The 14,708-nt window shown below is 62.1% G+C and carries 15 protein-coding genes; 6 read left to right on the forward strand and 9 right to left on the reverse strand.

Translation table 11 applies throughout. The annotated features are described in order from the left end of the window. Position 1: 1 nt before the first annotated feature. The gene (locus L0U85_RS02310; protein WP_241376027.1) at positions 2-685 is read right to left on the reverse strand and encodes a lysophospholipid acyltransferase family protein; all 684 of its coding nucleotides are present in this window, start codon (positions 683-685) and stop codon (positions 2-4) included. 78 nt (positions 686-763) lie between these two features. Further along, entirely contained in the window at positions 764-1,393 is a 630-nt protein-coding gene (locus L0U85_RS02315; protein WP_277605262.1) for a bacterial proteasome activator family protein, read from the reverse strand. Positions 1,394-1,632: 239 nt separating this feature from the next. Here L0U85_RS02315 and L0U85_RS02320 point away from each other — a divergent pair, with 239 nt between their 5' ends. Both L0U85_RS02320 and L0U85_RS21045 read left to right on the forward strand, forming a co-directional pair. Then, on the forward strand, positions 1,633-2,229 hold the full coding sequence (locus L0U85_RS02320; protein WP_241376028.1) for a 3'-5' exonuclease: 597 nt from the start codon (positions 1,633-1,635) through the stop codon (positions 2,227-2,229). Between the two features lie 897 nt (positions 2,230-3,126). Next, the gene (locus tag L0U85_RS21045) at positions 3,127-3,321 is read left to right on the forward strand and encodes a DUF2399 domain-containing protein (protein WP_347177332.1); all 195 of its coding nucleotides are present in this window, start codon (positions 3,127-3,129) and stop codon (positions 3,319-3,321) included. Positions 3,322-3,354: 33 nt separating this feature from the next. Here L0U85_RS21045 and L0U85_RS02325 read toward each other — a convergent pair whose 3' ends face one another. The 7 genes from L0U85_RS02325 to L0U85_RS02355 form a co-directional block, all read right to left on the reverse strand. Continuing rightward, positions 3,355-5,409, reverse strand: a complete 2,055-nt coding sequence (locus L0U85_RS02325; protein WP_347177327.1) for an ATP-binding protein — start codon at positions 5,407-5,409, stop codon at positions 3,355-3,357. Between the two features lie 256 nt (positions 5,410-5,665). After that, positions 5,666-5,896, reverse strand: a complete 231-nt coding sequence (locus tag L0U85_RS02330) for a hypothetical protein (RefSeq protein WP_241376031.1) — start codon at positions 5,894-5,896, stop codon at positions 5,666-5,668. Next, on the reverse strand, positions 5,889-6,206 hold the full coding sequence (locus tag L0U85_RS02335; protein WP_241376033.1) for a hypothetical protein: 318 nt from the start codon (positions 6,204-6,206) through the stop codon (positions 5,889-5,891). The genes L0U85_RS02330 and L0U85_RS02335 overlap by 8 nt, the downstream gene beginning before the upstream one ends. Positions 6,207-6,369: 163 nt before the next feature. Continuing rightward, entirely contained in the window at positions 6,370-6,636 is a 267-nt protein-coding gene (locus tag L0U85_RS02340; RefSeq protein WP_241376035.1) for a DUF397 domain-containing protein, read from the reverse strand. Next, entirely contained in the window at positions 6,636-6,827 is a 192-nt protein-coding gene (locus L0U85_RS02345) for a DUF397 domain-containing protein (protein ID WP_241376036.1), read from the reverse strand. The genes L0U85_RS02340 and L0U85_RS02345 overlap by 1 nt, the downstream gene beginning before the upstream one ends. Continuing rightward, positions 6,824-7,252 (reverse strand): Scr1 family TA system antitoxin-like transcriptional regulator, encoded by a 429-nt coding sequence (locus L0U85_RS02350; RefSeq protein ID WP_241376038.1) that lies wholly within the window; start codon positions 7,250-7,252, stop codon positions 6,824-6,826. Before L0U85_RS02350 ends, L0U85_RS02345 begins: the two co-directional genes overlap by 4 nt. Beyond that, on the reverse strand, positions 7,249-7,419 hold the full coding sequence (locus L0U85_RS02355; protein WP_241376040.1) for a hypothetical protein: 171 nt from the start codon (positions 7,417-7,419) through the stop codon (positions 7,249-7,251). The genes L0U85_RS02350 and L0U85_RS02355 overlap by 4 nt, the downstream gene beginning before the upstream one ends. 498 nt (positions 7,420-7,917) lie before the next feature. Between L0U85_RS02355 and L0U85_RS02360 the strand changes: the two genes are divergently transcribed. From L0U85_RS02360 to L0U85_RS02375, 4 genes are read left to right on the forward strand one after another with little or no spacing between them, the layout of a single operon-like run. Beyond that, positions 7,918-9,498 carry a type I restriction-modification system subunit M gene (locus L0U85_RS02360; protein WP_241376042.1) on the forward strand — a complete coding sequence of 527 codons (1,581 nt, stop codon included), beginning with the start codon at positions 7,918-7,920 and terminating at the stop codon, positions 9,496-9,498. Further along, the gene (locus L0U85_RS02365; protein ID WP_241376044.1) at positions 9,485-10,294 is read left to right on the forward strand and encodes a hypothetical protein; all 810 of its coding nucleotides are present in this window, start codon (positions 9,485-9,487) and stop codon (positions 10,292-10,294) included. The genes L0U85_RS02360 and L0U85_RS02365 overlap by 14 nt, the downstream gene beginning before the upstream one ends. After that, on the forward strand, positions 10,291-11,523 hold the full coding sequence (locus tag L0U85_RS02370) for a restriction endonuclease subunit S (RefSeq protein ID WP_241376046.1): 1,233 nt from the start codon (positions 10,291-10,293) through the stop codon (positions 11,521-11,523). The genes L0U85_RS02365 and L0U85_RS02370 overlap by 4 nt, the downstream gene beginning before the upstream one ends. Next, entirely contained in the window at positions 11,520-14,630 is a 3,111-nt protein-coding gene (locus L0U85_RS02375) for a type I restriction endonuclease subunit R (protein WP_241376047.1), read from the forward strand. The genes L0U85_RS02370 and L0U85_RS02375 overlap by 4 nt, the downstream gene beginning before the upstream one ends. Positions 14,631-14,708 lie beyond the last annotated feature (78 nt).

The raw sequence follows: 14,708 nt of genomic DNA on the forward strand, positions 1-14,708 counted from the left end.
CCTAGTCCGACTCTTCCTTACCGGACCGGTCGCGCTTGGCGTACTTGTCGACGTACTCCTGGCCGGTGAGCTGCCGGATCGAATCCATGATCTCGTCGGTGACCGCCCGGATGATGACCCGGTCGTTCTCCATGCCCTCGTAGCGGCTGAAGTCGAGGAGCTTGCCGATGCGCACGCCCACAGGCGCCACGCGCGGACGCGACTCGCCGATCGGCAGGACCTTCTCGGTCCCGATCATGCCCACCGGGACGACCGGTGCGCCCGTGGCCAGCGCGAGGCGGGCGACGCCGGGCTTGCCGCGGTAGAGGCGACCGTCGGGAGAGCGCGTGCCCTCGGGGAAGATCGCGAACACCCGGCCCTTTTCGAGGACCTTCATGGACGGCTCCAGCGAGGCCGCGCTCTTGCGGCCGCCGGAGCGGTCGACGGCGACCTGGCCGAGCGCCTTGACCGTCTTGGAGATGAGCTTGCCCTTGACGCCCGCGCCGGTGAAGTACTCGATCTTCGCCATGGTCGCGATGTGCCGCTTCGTGGTCAGGCCGAGGAAGTAGTGGTCGGCCACGGAGAGGTGATTGGACGCCAGGATGACCGGACCGGTCTCGGGGATGTTCTCCCTGCCGTCGATCCACGGCCGCCAGACGAGTTTGATCGTCGGGGCGGCCGTCCATTGCAGCGTCTTGTACAGCACCGTGTTCAGCTCTCCAGTGGTCTCACGCCGGCCGGCGGGAAGGATCCGGGCACGGTGAGTCTATGGCATATGGGGCGGCTACAGGTACTGGCCGGGATGGTGATCGTGATCGTCACCGCGCGCGGCGCGTTCCGCCATTACCGCCCTCAACTGGGGTGGGAGGTCGCCACCGGCGCCGGCGGGCAGTGCCCGCATGTCGCCCGAACGCATCTGGTCGAGCTGGAGACGGGCTGCCATCTGTTGCGCCACAAGCGCGGCCTGGATCCCGTGGAAGAGACCTTCGAGCCAGCCGACGAGCTGGGCCTGCGCGATGCGCAGCTCGGCTTCGGTCGGGATCTCGTCGGCGCTGAACGGCAGCGAGAGGCGTTCGAGCTCGTCGCGCAGCTCCGGGGCCAGTCCCGATTCGAGTTCGGCGATGGAGCGGGCGTGGATGTCGGCCAGGCGCTGGCGGCCCTTGTCGTCGAGGTCGGCGGCGCGCACCTCCTCAAGGAGCTGCTTGATCATGGAGCCCACGCGCATGACCTTGGCGGGCTCGGCGACCAGCTTGGACGGGTCGGTTTCAGTGACCCCGTCGGCGGCCGCCTCCAGCTGCTTCCGCGCCTCGTCGGCCGAGATGGGGTTGCCTTCGGCGTCGACGATGAGGAGTTCGTCGTCGGACTCGTGCTCCTGGTACTCGTCGGGCTGCGGCTTCTTCTGCTCTTCGCTCATCGTCTTGACGTTTCCCCACAGTCGTCTCAGGTTGGGTCTGCTCCCTCTCCTCCGAGCCTAACGCGGTCGACTCGAGCGATCTTCCCGCCGAGGTGCTCGAAGACGTGAGAGAGAGGATGAACATACAGAAAGGCCCCACCCTCGGGCCGCGGGGCCTGTCCGGGACGTTCGACGCGGACGGGTTCGATAGCCTGACCGGAGCCAGCGTACGAACTGGATGCTCCGACCAGAGGACGCCGATGGACTCATGGGTGGCGATCGACTTCGAGACCGCGAACGCGCACCGCGCGAGCCCATGCTCGGTGGCGATGGTGCGCGTCACGGACGGCAAGGTCGAAGAGGTCTTCGAGACGCTCATCAAGCCGCCGGAACGATACTCGTGGTTCGAACCCCGCAATGTCGGTATTCACGGCATCACCGAGTCCCAAGTGGCCGGTGCACCGCCGTGGCGCAAGGTCTGGGCCCAAATGAGCGAGTTCATCGACGGATCCCCGCTGGTGGCCCACAACGCGGCGTTCGACACCGGAGTGATCCGCGAGGCGAACAGCGCCGACGGCCTGCCTTGGCCGGAACTCCGCTACGCCTGCACGGTCGTGATCGCAAGGCGGACTTGGAAAGGCCTCCGCTCCTACACGCTGCCCCGCATCGCGGAGCTGGCCGGAGTCTCACTGAGCGACCACCACAGGGCCGAAGCCGACGCCCGGGCCGCCGCCGGGGTCCTCGTGGCCGAGCAGCGGGAGCACGGCGTCGACACGATCGGCGCGCTCCTGCACACCTCCCGCGTCGCGTGGGGCCGGATTAGCCCCGACGGCTGGGACGGCTGCCGCAAACGGTGACCGAGCACGGCTGCGGGCGCCGAGATCTCGGCGCACGGTGAAAGCAAGAATCCCAGGCCATCGGGTGATGACCTGGGATTCTGACTGTGCACGTTGTGGCGGCGTATCTGAACCCGTCGCCGCAGGTCAGGTCCCTGGTTTCGCGCCTTTCGGCCGTATTGGCCGCCCCGGCGGCCGAACCGGCCGTATCCGGGCGCGGCGGGACTCCGGCCGATGACTCCGAGCCCACAGGCGAACTTGTTCCTGACCATTGCACGGGACCGGCTCGCCCGTGGCGGCTCTACGACCGGCTGGCGCCCGGCGACATCGAAGTCATGGTCCGAGACCGTAGGGCCGGTGCCCGGCAAAAGGACCTGGCGGGCAAGTTCGGCATCAGCGTCAGCAGTGTCCAGCGAGTGCTCCGCGACCATGACGGCCGATGACATGCACGGGGCAGTGGGCCCGGTTGTTTGACTGTATCGTTGGATCGGACGGACACTGCGGTAACCGCGCGCCTGCGGAAAGGCCACCCCCATGGCGACACCCCTCGTCCCACGTCGACCTACCGCCGTCGCCGCCGTGCTAGGCGCAGCGCCTTCCTCGGATACGACCTTGACGGGATCTTCCCGAGTCTGCTCGGTTCCCACGAGGCCCGCCGTATCCCTGCAGAGGCAGCAGTGTGGACGAATTAAGGACCAAATGGATAATTCTTCTCAAGGGTGACAAACGTAGCGTGAGAAAGGCCACCGGTGTGTCTCCATCCGCCATCCCGACGATGTTAAACGCAAGCTCATCATCGCCGTCACCGGTGTCTACCGACGCACGGAGACTGGTCTCGCCATACTCGAACTGGCCGGTCTTGCCGAGTATCTCGAAGCCACCTACGGTCTGTCGCTGCACGATGCGATTACACAGGTCATCGGCTCAGCGCCGCGCGACCGCAAAGCCGAACGCGCCGAGTGCGAACAGCGCCGCGGCATCGTCCTTGCCGGATCGCGCGCCTTCGCCCCCTGGGACCCGGAACTCTCCGACGCGATGGTCCGCAGGAAAAGAGCCGTCATGGAGGAATCCCTCATCACCGAACTCCTAGCCGACCTCGCCTCGTCATGCTGACCCGTCGTCTTCGGGAGCCGTGCTGCTTCGGCGCTAACTTGAGGGCAGGCCGAGCTTGTCGAAGAACGCCCGGTTCCGTTCCGTGGCCACGTTGACGAGACGGTCGAAGCTCATCACTTCGATATACGCCTTGGCGGGTTCGTTGAAACCGAAGTAACCCAGTCCGTCATGGGTCGCACGGAGGTTCGCCATCTCGCATCTTTTCACCATGCGCTTCGTCAGATCGGCCACGATGTAGCAGAAGGCGGGGGACTCTTCGGATTTCGGGATCGGACGCCCGGAGGCGGTCCGGACGCCACCTTCTCGTACGCGCATCGCGTAGTCGAGGCACTGCTCGATCGGGTTGTCCCCTTCCGACGCGTCGCCGCGCATCGGCCGCTTGAGCTCGATGACGACGATCGACGGCAGCGGGAGCTTCTCGCCCGCTGCCGCCAGCACCGGGGCATTCGGGGCCTCGACGAGCCTCGTCGCGAGTATGTCGGGTTCCTTCGTCGAACCGTCTCCGGTGACCGGCATGCTCTTGAGCGGCTTGTCGGAGGCGAGGTAGTCGTGGAACGCGAGCCTCTCGTCGATGATCCACAGGTTCGATGCGTCCGTGCCGATCTCGTTCGAATCGGTCCGCATCGGGATGAGCAGGGAGTGGATGGCGTCCTCTCGGCTGTACTTACCGTGATCGTCGGACCGGATCAATCCGGCCAGGATGTCCAGAACGGCTCGTCGCCGTGAGACGTAGGCCGCCAAGTCGGACTGGTTGATGTCGCTGATCTTGTCGAGATACCGGTTGAGCCGTTCCCGGTAGCCCTCGGACTGCGCGGAGCCGGTCTCGGCGAAGATCTCTTGGCCTTCGGCGATGGCATCGGCTTCGAGCTGCTGCAGAGCCCGATGCAGTACAAGCTCAAGGTCCTGGTCCTTGATCGACGGGTCGACGGTCACGCCGAGGGATTCGAGCCGCGACAGGACGGGCCGGTATCTCGGCGCGCGGCGGCTGACGAAGTTATTGACCCGTTCCTTGCTCTCCTCACGGGCGGCCTGGAGCGGGGCGTCGAGGAGCTTCTCAACCTCTTCCAGCACGCCTCTACGGATATCCTCCAGTGCGATCTCGTTCGCCGCGAACATGCCCGAGGCCGATTCGTCGACGATGTCGAAGGCGACGCGGTCCGCTCGAACGCGGTCGTCGAGAAAGCCGGAGGACAGATAGCAGGCATAGGTGAATTCGGCGGAGGTCTCGTCCTTCAATCTTCCCGACAGGCCGGGCACTTTTCCGGTGAGGTTCTCCTCTAGCACCACGCGATTTGCGGCGCACCAGTTCAGCCGCGGCACGGCGCTGCGTGCGGAGGACTTGAGGCGGAGGTTGACCATCGTGAACTCCTCGCCTTTGACGTTGACCGTCGTCGTCGGCATCTTGGAGAACACGAAGTCCTCAACCAGCGCGTTGAGCGAGATGGACTCATCATCATCGGTCACCGTCACCTCAGGCGCGCCGCCGGGTCGGAGGAAGTACCAGATGCAGTGCTCGAACACTTCACGAGCGATGGATTCGACGGTCTTCGGCGCGTTCTGCTGGAACGCGGCCTTAAATCCATCCAGGCTCACAGTCGTACCGGGCTCGTCGAAACCGTTGGGCTTCCCCAACTGCTCGATTTCCCCCCTTACCGAGAACCTGAACTCACGCCCCTGAAGGTCTCCCGCCTCGTCCTGGTAGGCACTGCGGATCGAGACTTTGTCGAACGCCTTGAGCCAGAGCAGGCGGCCCACGCCTCGGCATCCGAGCCCTGCCTTGAAGTCACTATCCAAAGTCAGGAATGACTTCATGTTCTCCGAGTTGAAACCTGTGCCATTGTCCTCGACGCTGAATCCGACGATCGGGTTCAATGCCGTGCGACCCGGCCCGGAGGGGCCGAAGTCCAATTCGTCCTGCGGTCCGCGCAAGATTCTGACATGAAGATGTCCTTGCCCGACATCATCGCTGAAACGGTCGTCAATAGCCTGCACCCCGTTGACGATCGCCTCCAGCAGCGGCAGGAGGGCATGACTTTTCGGCAGACTCGTGTTCCGGACCCGACCTGCCAGGGAAGTGGTGAGTGCCAAGGCGTACCTCTCGACGGTTCGATCTTGCAAACTATATCGGCATACAGGGGACACTCGCGAACGAGCAACGCGCATCGGGCTCATTAGCGGAATGCGAGCCCGAATCGCGGAGATATGAGAGCCGCGCTGGTCGCGTTGCTGTGCGACAAGAGCGGGAATATGGGGAGGCCGACCGGTTTCCCCACCGAGACCGGCCGGCCCGAGAGGCTCCCCGATCCGCCCCGAGGCTCAGTCGCGCGGGCAGGGGAGCGGATTTTCAGACGACGCCGATCAACTTGCGGGTCTGAGCTTCTATCCAGTCGCACCACTGGTCGCCGTCCCAGGCGCCGTGCCACACCGGTTCACCGCCGGCGGTGAACCGGCAGACCTCGCTCGGCTCGGCGTTCGGGCTGTCGCGGCAGTCAACGCGGTAGGCGCCCCGTCCGGTGCGGTAGACGAGGAAGTTCGCGGGGCCGCGCCGGAACTCGCCGAGGAAGACCTCATTCATTGCACACCCGGACCTTCCCGGGCGGAGGCGTCTGCCCGTTGTAGAAGACCATGAATGCATGCTCCTTGAATTGGAGCTTCCAGTCCTCGCCCCAGGACCGCCAGCCGTGGCCCCATGTCGCGCGGAGGTTCCAGGCGTTCAGCCCGGAGACGATGAGCACGATGTCGGCCGGGTTCCCATTCGCGTACACCTGGAACGAGTCCGGGGCGTCGGGACCGGAGGCCCGGACGGTGAAGGTCATGCTGCCGTAGGTGAACCGCCCCCGGTCCAACCCGGCCCCATCTTGGTTCGCTGTCTCGCCTCTGCTCATGAGACCGAGCCTATGAGCTGCGACGACACTCACGCCATGATCGACTCTGACGGGCGAGGCATGCTGGACTATGCGGCCGTGAGAACGAGTCGGGCGTCCAGAGCAGACAAAAAGACGCGCCGTGGTGTCCCGTCGGCGCGTCTGAGTCCTGCTGTTGTCGAGGCTATTCGCCCGCCTGCCTGGCGTCCTCGATGAGGACGGAGAGATCCAGCTCCCCGTCCTTGACGCCTTCGACGAACGCCGCCCACTCCTCGGGGGTGTAGATCAGGATCGTCCCCTCCGGGGCGTCGAAGCGGCGCATGGCGACCAGGCCGTCAGCGGCGAACCCGATCTCCAGCTCGCCGGGAGCGCCGTCGTCGGCGTCGGGGTGGACCCAGCGTGCGGCGGCGGCGTCGAACCGGCCTTTGAGCGGGTGCTCGCGGACAGCCATCAGCCGTGGTCTTTCACCCAGGACAGCAGCCCGTTGTAGGAGGCGGGCGTGACGGTGACGATGGGTCGGTCCTCAGGGAGCTTGGAGTCCGAGACCTGCGCGGAATCGCCGTTGAGACGTACCTCGACGCAGCTGTTGTCCTGGTTGGCACCACTCCGGCTTGACTTGCGCCAGGGACCAGTCATGCTCATTGAATGAAATCCTCCAGAGCGATCGAGATTCGTGACGCTTCTTTGAATGCGTCTGCCAAGAACTTACCTCGCGTCGAGTCGGCAGGGACGAAGCCCCCACCGCGTACCGTCTCGACGTTGATCACCGTTTCCTGGCCGTTGTCGTACTCGAATAGATTCAGCTGCCACGGCTGGAGGTCATACCGCCCCGCAGCGAGCGGGATTACTCGCACATCGGCGAAGGGCAACGCTGCGACTTGCTTGAGATCGGCCAGGACAGCTTCACGGTCGTGCCCGAGCCGCCTGGAAAGGGCCTCTTCACCCATGACGATCAGGGCCGGGCGTTCAGAATCGATCCAGCGTTGGCGGCGCTCCATCCGGAACTCCAGGCTTTCGTCCCAGTCGATTTCACCGATGTACGAAAACCTGGTGGTTCGTTCGATCATCCGCGGCTCAGGGTCTTCTCAGAGCAGATGTCGCGCGGAACCTCGCTCTTCTTATAGCCCTTGGGGAGCCGCGGCCGGGGCCGAACTCGCTCGACTTCGAGCTGGCGCCCGAGTTCCTGCAACGGCGGCGGCGCGGGCGGGCCGCCTTCTTCCTCGATGTCCACCATGCCAATGGATTCTAGATTGAGTGATCAACCCATTACAAATACCACCAGGTTGGACGTCCAGTTGCATCGCCCTTCGCTGGATCCACCACGGTCCAATCGGGGGCGACGGCGCTACGAGATTCGATCTAGTCGACCATATCCTCATATAGAGGACATTTACGAACGGGCAACGCGCACCGCACCCCGTTTGCAGCATTCGCGACCGGACAGCCGAGACGCGAGCGCCGAGCCGGTCGCGGTGCCCCGCGACGAAGACGAGAGGATGCGGGCCGACCGATTCCCGCGGCGGTCCGAGGCCCCTGATCAACCTGTGTCGCTCGCGAACCCTCGTCGCATCCGGAGGGCAATGCCGTCGAGCACACCGCGCAGCTTCGAACAACGGGGCTGGGGTCGCTCTATGCCGCGCCCGTGCGGTGTCGGCGGTCGCCGCCGGTACCCTGGGAGCGCATTTCAAGGGGAACGTAGTTGCGCCGTGGCGCGGAGGAGAACAACTGCAACATGGCACCGACCACCAAGGAAGCGCAGCGGACAGAGCTGCACAAGACGATTTGGCGCATCGCGAACGACCTGCGCGGCAGCGTCGACGGCTGGGACTTCAAGAGCTACGTACTGGGCATGCTCTTCTACCGTTTCATCTCCGAGAACCTGACGGCGTACATCAACCACGGCGAGCACGAAGCGGGCGATGAATCCTTCGACTACGCGCTGATTCCCGATGAACACGCCGAGTTCGCCCGCGCTGAGGTGGTGGCGGAGAAGGGATTCTTCATCCTGCCGTCGGAGCTGTTCGCCAACGTCCGAAAGGGGGCCGCGCAGAACGAGAACCTGAACGAGACTCTCTCGCAGGTCTTCAAGAACATCGAGGGCTCAGCACTGGGCACCGAGAGCGAGGACGACCTGAAAGGGTTGTTTGACGATCTGGACGTCAACAGCAACAAGCTCGGAGCAACGGTCGCCAAGCGCAACCAGAAGCTTGTGAAGCTCCTCGACGCCATCGGCGATCTGCCGCTGGGGCGCTTCGAGGACAACTCGATCGACCTGTTCGGCGACGCGTACGAGTACCTGATGCAGATGTACGCGGCCAACGCGGGTAAGTCCGGTGGCGAGTACTACACGCCGCAGGAGGTCTCCGAGCTGCTGGCGCACATCACGGTCGTCGGCAAGAAGCAGGTCAACCGGGTCTATGACCCGGCGGTCGGATCGGGCTCGCTGCTGCTGAAGTTCGCCAAGGTGCTCGGCAAGAACAACGTCCGCCAGGGCTTCTACGGTCAGGAGATCAACCTGACCACGTACAACCTCGCGCGGATCAACATGTTCCTGCATGATGTGAACTACTCCGATTTCAGCCTCGCGCACGGTGATACCCTGATCGATCCGCAGCACTGGGATTATGAGCCGTTCGAGGCGATCGTCTCCAACCCGCCGTACTCCATCAGGTGGGAGGGCGACGCGAACCCGCTGCTGATCAATGATGAGCGGTTCGCACCGGCGGGTGTGTTGGCGCCGAAGTCCAAGGCCGACCTGGCCTTCACAATGCACATGCTCAGCTGGCTCGCCGTTGATGGCACGGCCGCCATCGTCGAGTTCCCGGGAGTGATGTATCGAGGGGGAGCGGAAAGGAAGATCCGCAGGTACCTCATCGACAACAACTATGTTGACGCGGTCGTCCAGCTCCCGCCAGATCTCTTCTTCGGCACCACGATCGCCACCTGCATCCTCGTGCTGAAGAAGTCGAAGAAGACCAATGACGTGCTGTTCATCGATGCTTCTGCCGAGTTCAAGCGCATCGGCAACAAGAACAAGCTGCTTGCGGAGCACCAGACGAGGATTCTCAAAGCGTTCACCGCACGCGAGCCGGAGGAGCACTTCGCCGCGCTCGTCAATAACGAGGACATCGCGGCGAACGATTATAACATCGCCGTGTCCAGTTACGTCGAGGCAGAAGACACTCGTGAAGAGGTCGATATCGTCGAGCTGAATGCCGAGATCGCTCGCATCGTGGCCCGCCAAGCGGAGCTGCGCACGTCGATCGACGCGATTGTTCTTGAGCTGGAAGAGGGGGGAAATGCGCCTGTCTAAACTCCTCTCCGATGCCCCTGCAGGGGCAACTATGCAGGTCGATGGCTTCCTCGACGGGCGCGTACTCAAGTGGGGCAAACATAAGAAGGTCAAGGTCGGCAATGTAATCCGCAATTTCCATTGCCGCGCCTGTCGAGCCCATCGAGACTTCAAGTCAGGAGAAGAACTGTCTTGTTTGGGTCTCGGTGACAATCAGATCAGTATCGATGTCACACTGCAATGCGTTGGATGTCGGTCGTCCGTGGAGATCTGGTTTCTCATCGGCAGTAGCGGCGATGTTTCCGGTGTCGCACCGGAGGTGCGTATCGAGCGATACATGGTCAATCTTCGCGACCGAGCCGACCGGGTTGGCAGCCATCGAGGACCGTTCTCGGATCTGGTCAAGCGATCGCAGATTGCATACGAGAACCAGCTTGGTGCCGGATCGATCGTCTATCTTCGTACGATCTTCGAGCGCATCACATTCGAAGTAGCGGAGATCGCCAAAATCGAGACCAAGAAGCCTAACGGAAAGAAGCGCCCATTTTATGATGTACTGAAGGAGGTCAACGAAGCCCGCAAGATCATTCCACAACGTTTCTCGAGTAACGGCTACAAGCTGTTTAGTGAGCTGAGCAAGGTTATTCATGGAGAGTCAAGCGAAGAAGAGGCGCTCCAGAAGTACAAGCCATGTCGCGAGTTGGTACTAGGTGTCGTTAACGAAGTCAATCGAGACAACGAATATGCGCGAGCGATTGAAGAGCTGGGCTGGAACGTCGAGAACCTCAGCGCAATCACAGATGAAGGCATCTCATGAATAATGTAGACGAAATGGTCGAACATCTTTGTCCCGCCGGGGTTGAGCACAGAACGCTTGGGCAAGTCGGAGAATTCATCCGTGGGCACGGGTTGCAGAAGGCAGATTTGCGCAATGACGGTGTTCCGGCAGTGCACTACGGCCAGATCCATACGTTCTATGGGGTGTGGGCGACTGAGACGAAGTCTTTTACCGACGAGGCGATCGCTGCCAAACTTCGCCACGCTAGGCCGGGTGACCTCTTGATCGCGACCACCAGCGAAGACGACAATGCTGTTGCGAAGGCAACCGCTTGGCTGGGCGAGGCGGAGACGGTTCTGAGCGGGGATGCCTACATTTATCGTCACGAGCTTGACCCGAAGTACGTCGCGTATTTTTTCAATTCGACGTCATTCCAAGACCAAAAGCGTCGCTTCATCTCGGGCACAAAGGTCCGTCGTATATCTGGACAGTCGCTTTCGAAAATCCGAATCCCTGTCCCGCCCATGGAAGTGCAGTGGGAAATTGTGGCAATCTTGGATCAGTTCACTCAGCTGGAGGCGGAGCTCAAGGCGGAACTGGAGGCGGAACTGGAGGCTCGAAGGTGCCAGTACGACCATTACCGTCGCAAGATATTCTCCTTCGAATCTCGCAGTGATGTCAAATGGTCGACTTTGGGTGAGATAAGTTCACGAGTATCATCGGGAGGGACACCGCCTACTGGTCGTTCGGACTACTACGGAGGCAATATTCCATGGGTCCGCACGCAAGAGGTCGATTTCGGGTACATTACCACGACTGAGAAGACTATCACTGAAATTGGGCTAAAGAACTCCTCGGCGAAGTGGATCCCAGCGAACAGTGTGATTGTCGCAATGTACGGAGCCACAGCGGCCAAGGTGGCCATAAACTCAATTCCAGTCACAACCAATCAGGCTTGTTGCAACCTTGAGATCAATCCTGCTCAATCTGAGTTCCGCTACGTGTTCCACTGGATTTCTTGTGAGTACGAGAGCTTGAAATCTCTAGGGGAAGGCTCGCAGTCCAACCTGAATGCGAAGAAGGTCAAGAATTACCCAATTCCATTGCCGCCCTTGGAGGAGCAACGACGTATCGTGCGGCTTCTCGATAACTTTGATGCCCTCGTGAACGACTTGAGTATAGGCCTTCCAGCCGAACTTGGCGCCCGTCGCAAGCAGTACGAGCACTACCGGGACAGGCTTTTTACGTTCAAGGAGGCTGCGGCATGAACGAAGTATCATCGCGCAGGTTCGACCCGATCGCTGTCTCCGCCGAGAGCACGGTCATCGCCGAGTACGTCCCGGATCCGAAGCAGGAGACCTCTTACCAGTCGGAGGCGGCTCTGGAGTGGGAGATGATCGGCCTGCTGGAGTCGCAGGCGTACGATTACCTGCCGATCACCTCTGAGGCGCAACTGGTCGCGAACCTGCGAACCCAGCTGGAGGCGCTGAACCACGTGTCGTTCTCAGACGCCGAGTGGGAGACGTTCTTCTCCACCAGGATCGCCGGGCAGAACGAGGGCATCGTCGAGAAGACGATCCGCATCCAGGAGGACCACGTCCAGATCCTGCAGCGTGACGATGGCTCGACGAAGAACATCACGCTGATCGACAAGAAGAACGTCCACAACAACCGCCTGCAGGTCATCAACCAGTACGAGGTCGGCCGGGGCGAGGGCGGCGCGACCTTCGCGAACCGGTACGACGTAACGGTGCTGGTCAACGGTCTGCCGATGGTCCACGTCGAGCTGAAGCGCCGGGGTGTGGACATCCGGGAGGCGTTCAACCAGATCGACCGTTACCAGCGTGACAGCTTCTGGGCGGGCTCCGGTCTGTTCGAGTACGTGCAGGTGTTCGTGATCAGCAATGGCACGCTGACCAAGTACTACTCCAACAGCACCCGCGCGAAGCACCTGAAGGACAACCAGAAAGCCGCCGGAACCGTCAAGGGCAAGAAGTCGGGCAACTCGTTCGAGTTCACGTCGTGGTGGGCAGATGCGCAGAACGAGCCGATCGCGGAGCTGTCGGCTTTCGTCAAGACGTTCTTTGCCAAGCACTCGCTGCTGAACGTGCTGACGAAGTACTGCGTGCTGACGGCCGATCGCGAGCTGCTGGTGATGCGCCCTTACCAGATTGTGGCGACCGAGCGGATCCTGCGGAAGATCGAGTGCTCGACCAACCGCAGGGTGCTCGGCACCGTCGAAGCCGGCGGATACGTCTGGCACACGACCGGATCGGGCAAGACGCTGACATCGTTCAAGGCCGCGCAACTGGCATCGAAGCTGCCCGATGTCGCCAAAGTGCTGTTCGTGGTCGACCGCAAGGACCTCGACTATCAGACGATGCGCGAGTACGACAGGTTCGAGAAGGGCGCCGCCAACTCGAACGCCTCGACGGCGATCCTGAAGAAGCAGCTGGAGGATCCGAACGCGAGCATCATCATCACGACGATCCAGAAACTGTCGGCCTTCGTCAAGGCCAACAAGGGCCACGAGGTGTTCTCCGGCCATGCCGTGATCATCTTCGATGAGTGCCACCGCTCGCAGTTCGGCGACATGCATACCGACATCACGCGGGCGTTCAAGCGGTACAACCTGTTCGGCTTCACCGGCACGCCCATCTTCCCGTCCAACGCGGCGAGCGGCGGGAACCCGCTCCTGAAGACCACCGAGCAGGCGTTCGGCGAGAAGCTGCACACGTACACGATCATGGACGCGATCAGGGACAGGAACGTCCTGCCGTTCCGGATCGACTACATCAACACGATCAAGGTCGACGACCCCGAGGACAAGCAGGTCTCGGCGATCGACCGTGAGCGCGCCCTGCTGGACGGCCGCCGGATTCGTGAGATCACGGCGTACATCTTGGAGCACTTCGACCAGAAGACGAAGCGGCAGACGAGCTACGAGCACTCGGTCGTCTCCAACGTCGCGGAGTCGATCCGGACGAGGCGCCGGGCCGAAGCGCTTCGTGCGAAGAAACGCGTGCGCGGATTCAACGCCCTGTTCGCCACCGCCTCGATCGAGGCGGCGCAACGCTACTACCTGGAGTTCAAGCTCCAGCAGGAAGCGCTCGCGCCCGATCGGCGCCTGAAAGTGGGCATCATCTTCTCGTACGGTGCGAACGAAGCCACCGACGACGGCATCCTCGATGATGAGGCATTCGACACCGATGGGCTCGGCGGCGACGCACGCACGTTCCTGGAGGAGGCGATCCAGGACTACAACGAGATGTTCGGCACCAGCTACGACACCAGTGCGGACAAGTTCCAGAACTACTACAAGGACCTTTCGCTGCGGATGAAGAACCGCGAGATCGATCTGGTCATCGTGGTGAACATGTTCCTGACGGGCTTCGATGCGACCACGCTCAACACGCTGTTCGTGGACAAGAACCTGAGGATGCACGGCCTGATCCAGGCGTACTCGCGCACCAACCGGATTCTCAACTCCGTCAAGCGCCACGGCAACATCGTGGTCTTCCGCGACCTTGAGGAGGAGACGAACGCGGCGCTTGAGCTGTTCGGGAACAAGGATGCCAAAGGCATCGTCATCGTGCCGTCTTACGGCGAGTACTACAGCAAGTATGCCGGGAAGGTCACCGAGCTGCTGCAGACCTTCCCACTGGGCGCCCCGATCCTGGGGGAGGAAGCGCAGAAGGCCTTCATCAACCTTTTCGGCGCTGTGCTGCGGCTGCACAACATTCTGACAGAGTTCGACGACTTCGCCGGCAAGGACCTGTTGACCGAGCGCCAGCACCAGGATTACCGCAGCGTCTACCTCAACCTGTACGCCGAGTTCCGCGCGGATACCGCAGTGGAGAAGGAGCGTATCAACGAGGATGTCGTCTTCGAGATCGAACTGGTCAAGCAGGTCGAGATCAACGTCGACTACATCCTGATGCTCGTCGAGAAGATGCGTGCCGAACGCGGGGACGGCGATGACAAGGAGATCCGCGCCCAGATCTCGCACGCCGTCGACGCGAGTCCGAGCCTGCGCAGTAAGCGCGACCTCGTGGAGGACTTCGTGAACTCGTTGTCTGTGGACGGCGCTGTGGATGATCAGTGGCAGGCGTATGTGGATGCGAAGCGTGATGCGGAGCTCGAGGCGATCATCGACGAGCAGAAGCTCAAGCCTGAGCAGACACGGGAGTTCATCGATGCCGCGTTCCGCGACGGGCAGATCCGAACGACAGGTACGGAGATCACGAGGATCTTGCCTCCCGTGTCTCGTTTCAATCGCGAGGCCGGCCACAGTGAAAAGAAGAAGCGTGTGGTCGAAGCGTTGAGCCAGTTCTTCGATCGGTTCTTCGGGCTGGGTGCTGGAAGGAACTCCTAGCGCCGGACGTTCCCAGCTCAGGACATGACCAAGCTGAGTAGGTGCGCTTCTGCGCGGCGGCGAACCTGAGTGAACAGC

Source organism: Glycomyces sp. L485 (genome assembly GCF_022548875.1).
GTDB lineage: Bacteria > Actinomycetota > Actinomycetes > Mycobacteriales > Micromonosporaceae > Glycomyces.

Coding starts and splice junctions, on each gene's coding strand:
- L0U85_RS02315 (WP_277605262.1), bottom strand. CDS start 1,393: ATGAGCGAAGAGCAGAAGAAGCCGCAGCCCGACGAGTACCAGGAGCAC.
- L0U85_RS02320 (WP_241376028.1), top strand. CDS start 1,633: ATGGACTCATGGGTGGCGATCGACTTCGAGACCGCGAACGCGCACCGC.
- L0U85_RS02330 (WP_241376031.1), bottom strand. CDS start 5,896: ATGAATGAGGTCTTCCTCGGCGAGTTCCGGCGCGGCCCCGCGAACTTC.
- L0U85_RS02335 (WP_241376033.1), bottom strand. CDS start 6,206: ATGAGCAGAGGCGAGACAGCGAACCAAGATGGGGCCGGGTTGGACCGG.
- L0U85_RS02340 (WP_241376035.1), bottom strand. CDS start 6,636: ATGGCTGTCCGCGAGCACCCGCTCAAAGGCCGGTTCGACGCCGCCGCC.
- L0U85_RS02345 (WP_241376036.1), bottom strand. CDS start 6,827: ATGAGCATGACTGGTCCCTGGCGCAAGTCAAGCCGGAGTGGTGCCAAC.
- L0U85_RS02350 (WP_241376038.1), bottom strand. CDS start 7,252: ATGATCGAACGAACCACCAGGTTTTCGTACATCGGTGAAATCGACTGG.
- L0U85_RS02355 (WP_241376040.1), bottom strand. CDS start 7,419: ATGGTGGACATCGAGGAAGAAGGCGGCCCGCCCGCGCCGCCGCCGTTG.
- L0U85_RS02360 (WP_241376042.1), top strand. CDS start 7,918: ATGGCACCGACCACCAAGGAAGCGCAGCGGACAGAGCTGCACAAGACG.
- L0U85_RS02365 (WP_241376044.1), top strand. CDS start 9,485: ATGCGCCTGTCTAAACTCCTCTCCGATGCCCCTGCAGGGGCAACTATG.
- L0U85_RS02370 (WP_241376046.1), top strand. CDS start 10,291: ATGAATAATGTAGACGAAATGGTCGAACATCTTTGTCCCGCCGGGGTT.
- L0U85_RS02375 (WP_241376047.1), top strand. CDS start 11,520: ATGAACGAAGTATCATCGCGCAGGTTCGACCCGATCGCTGTCTCCGCC.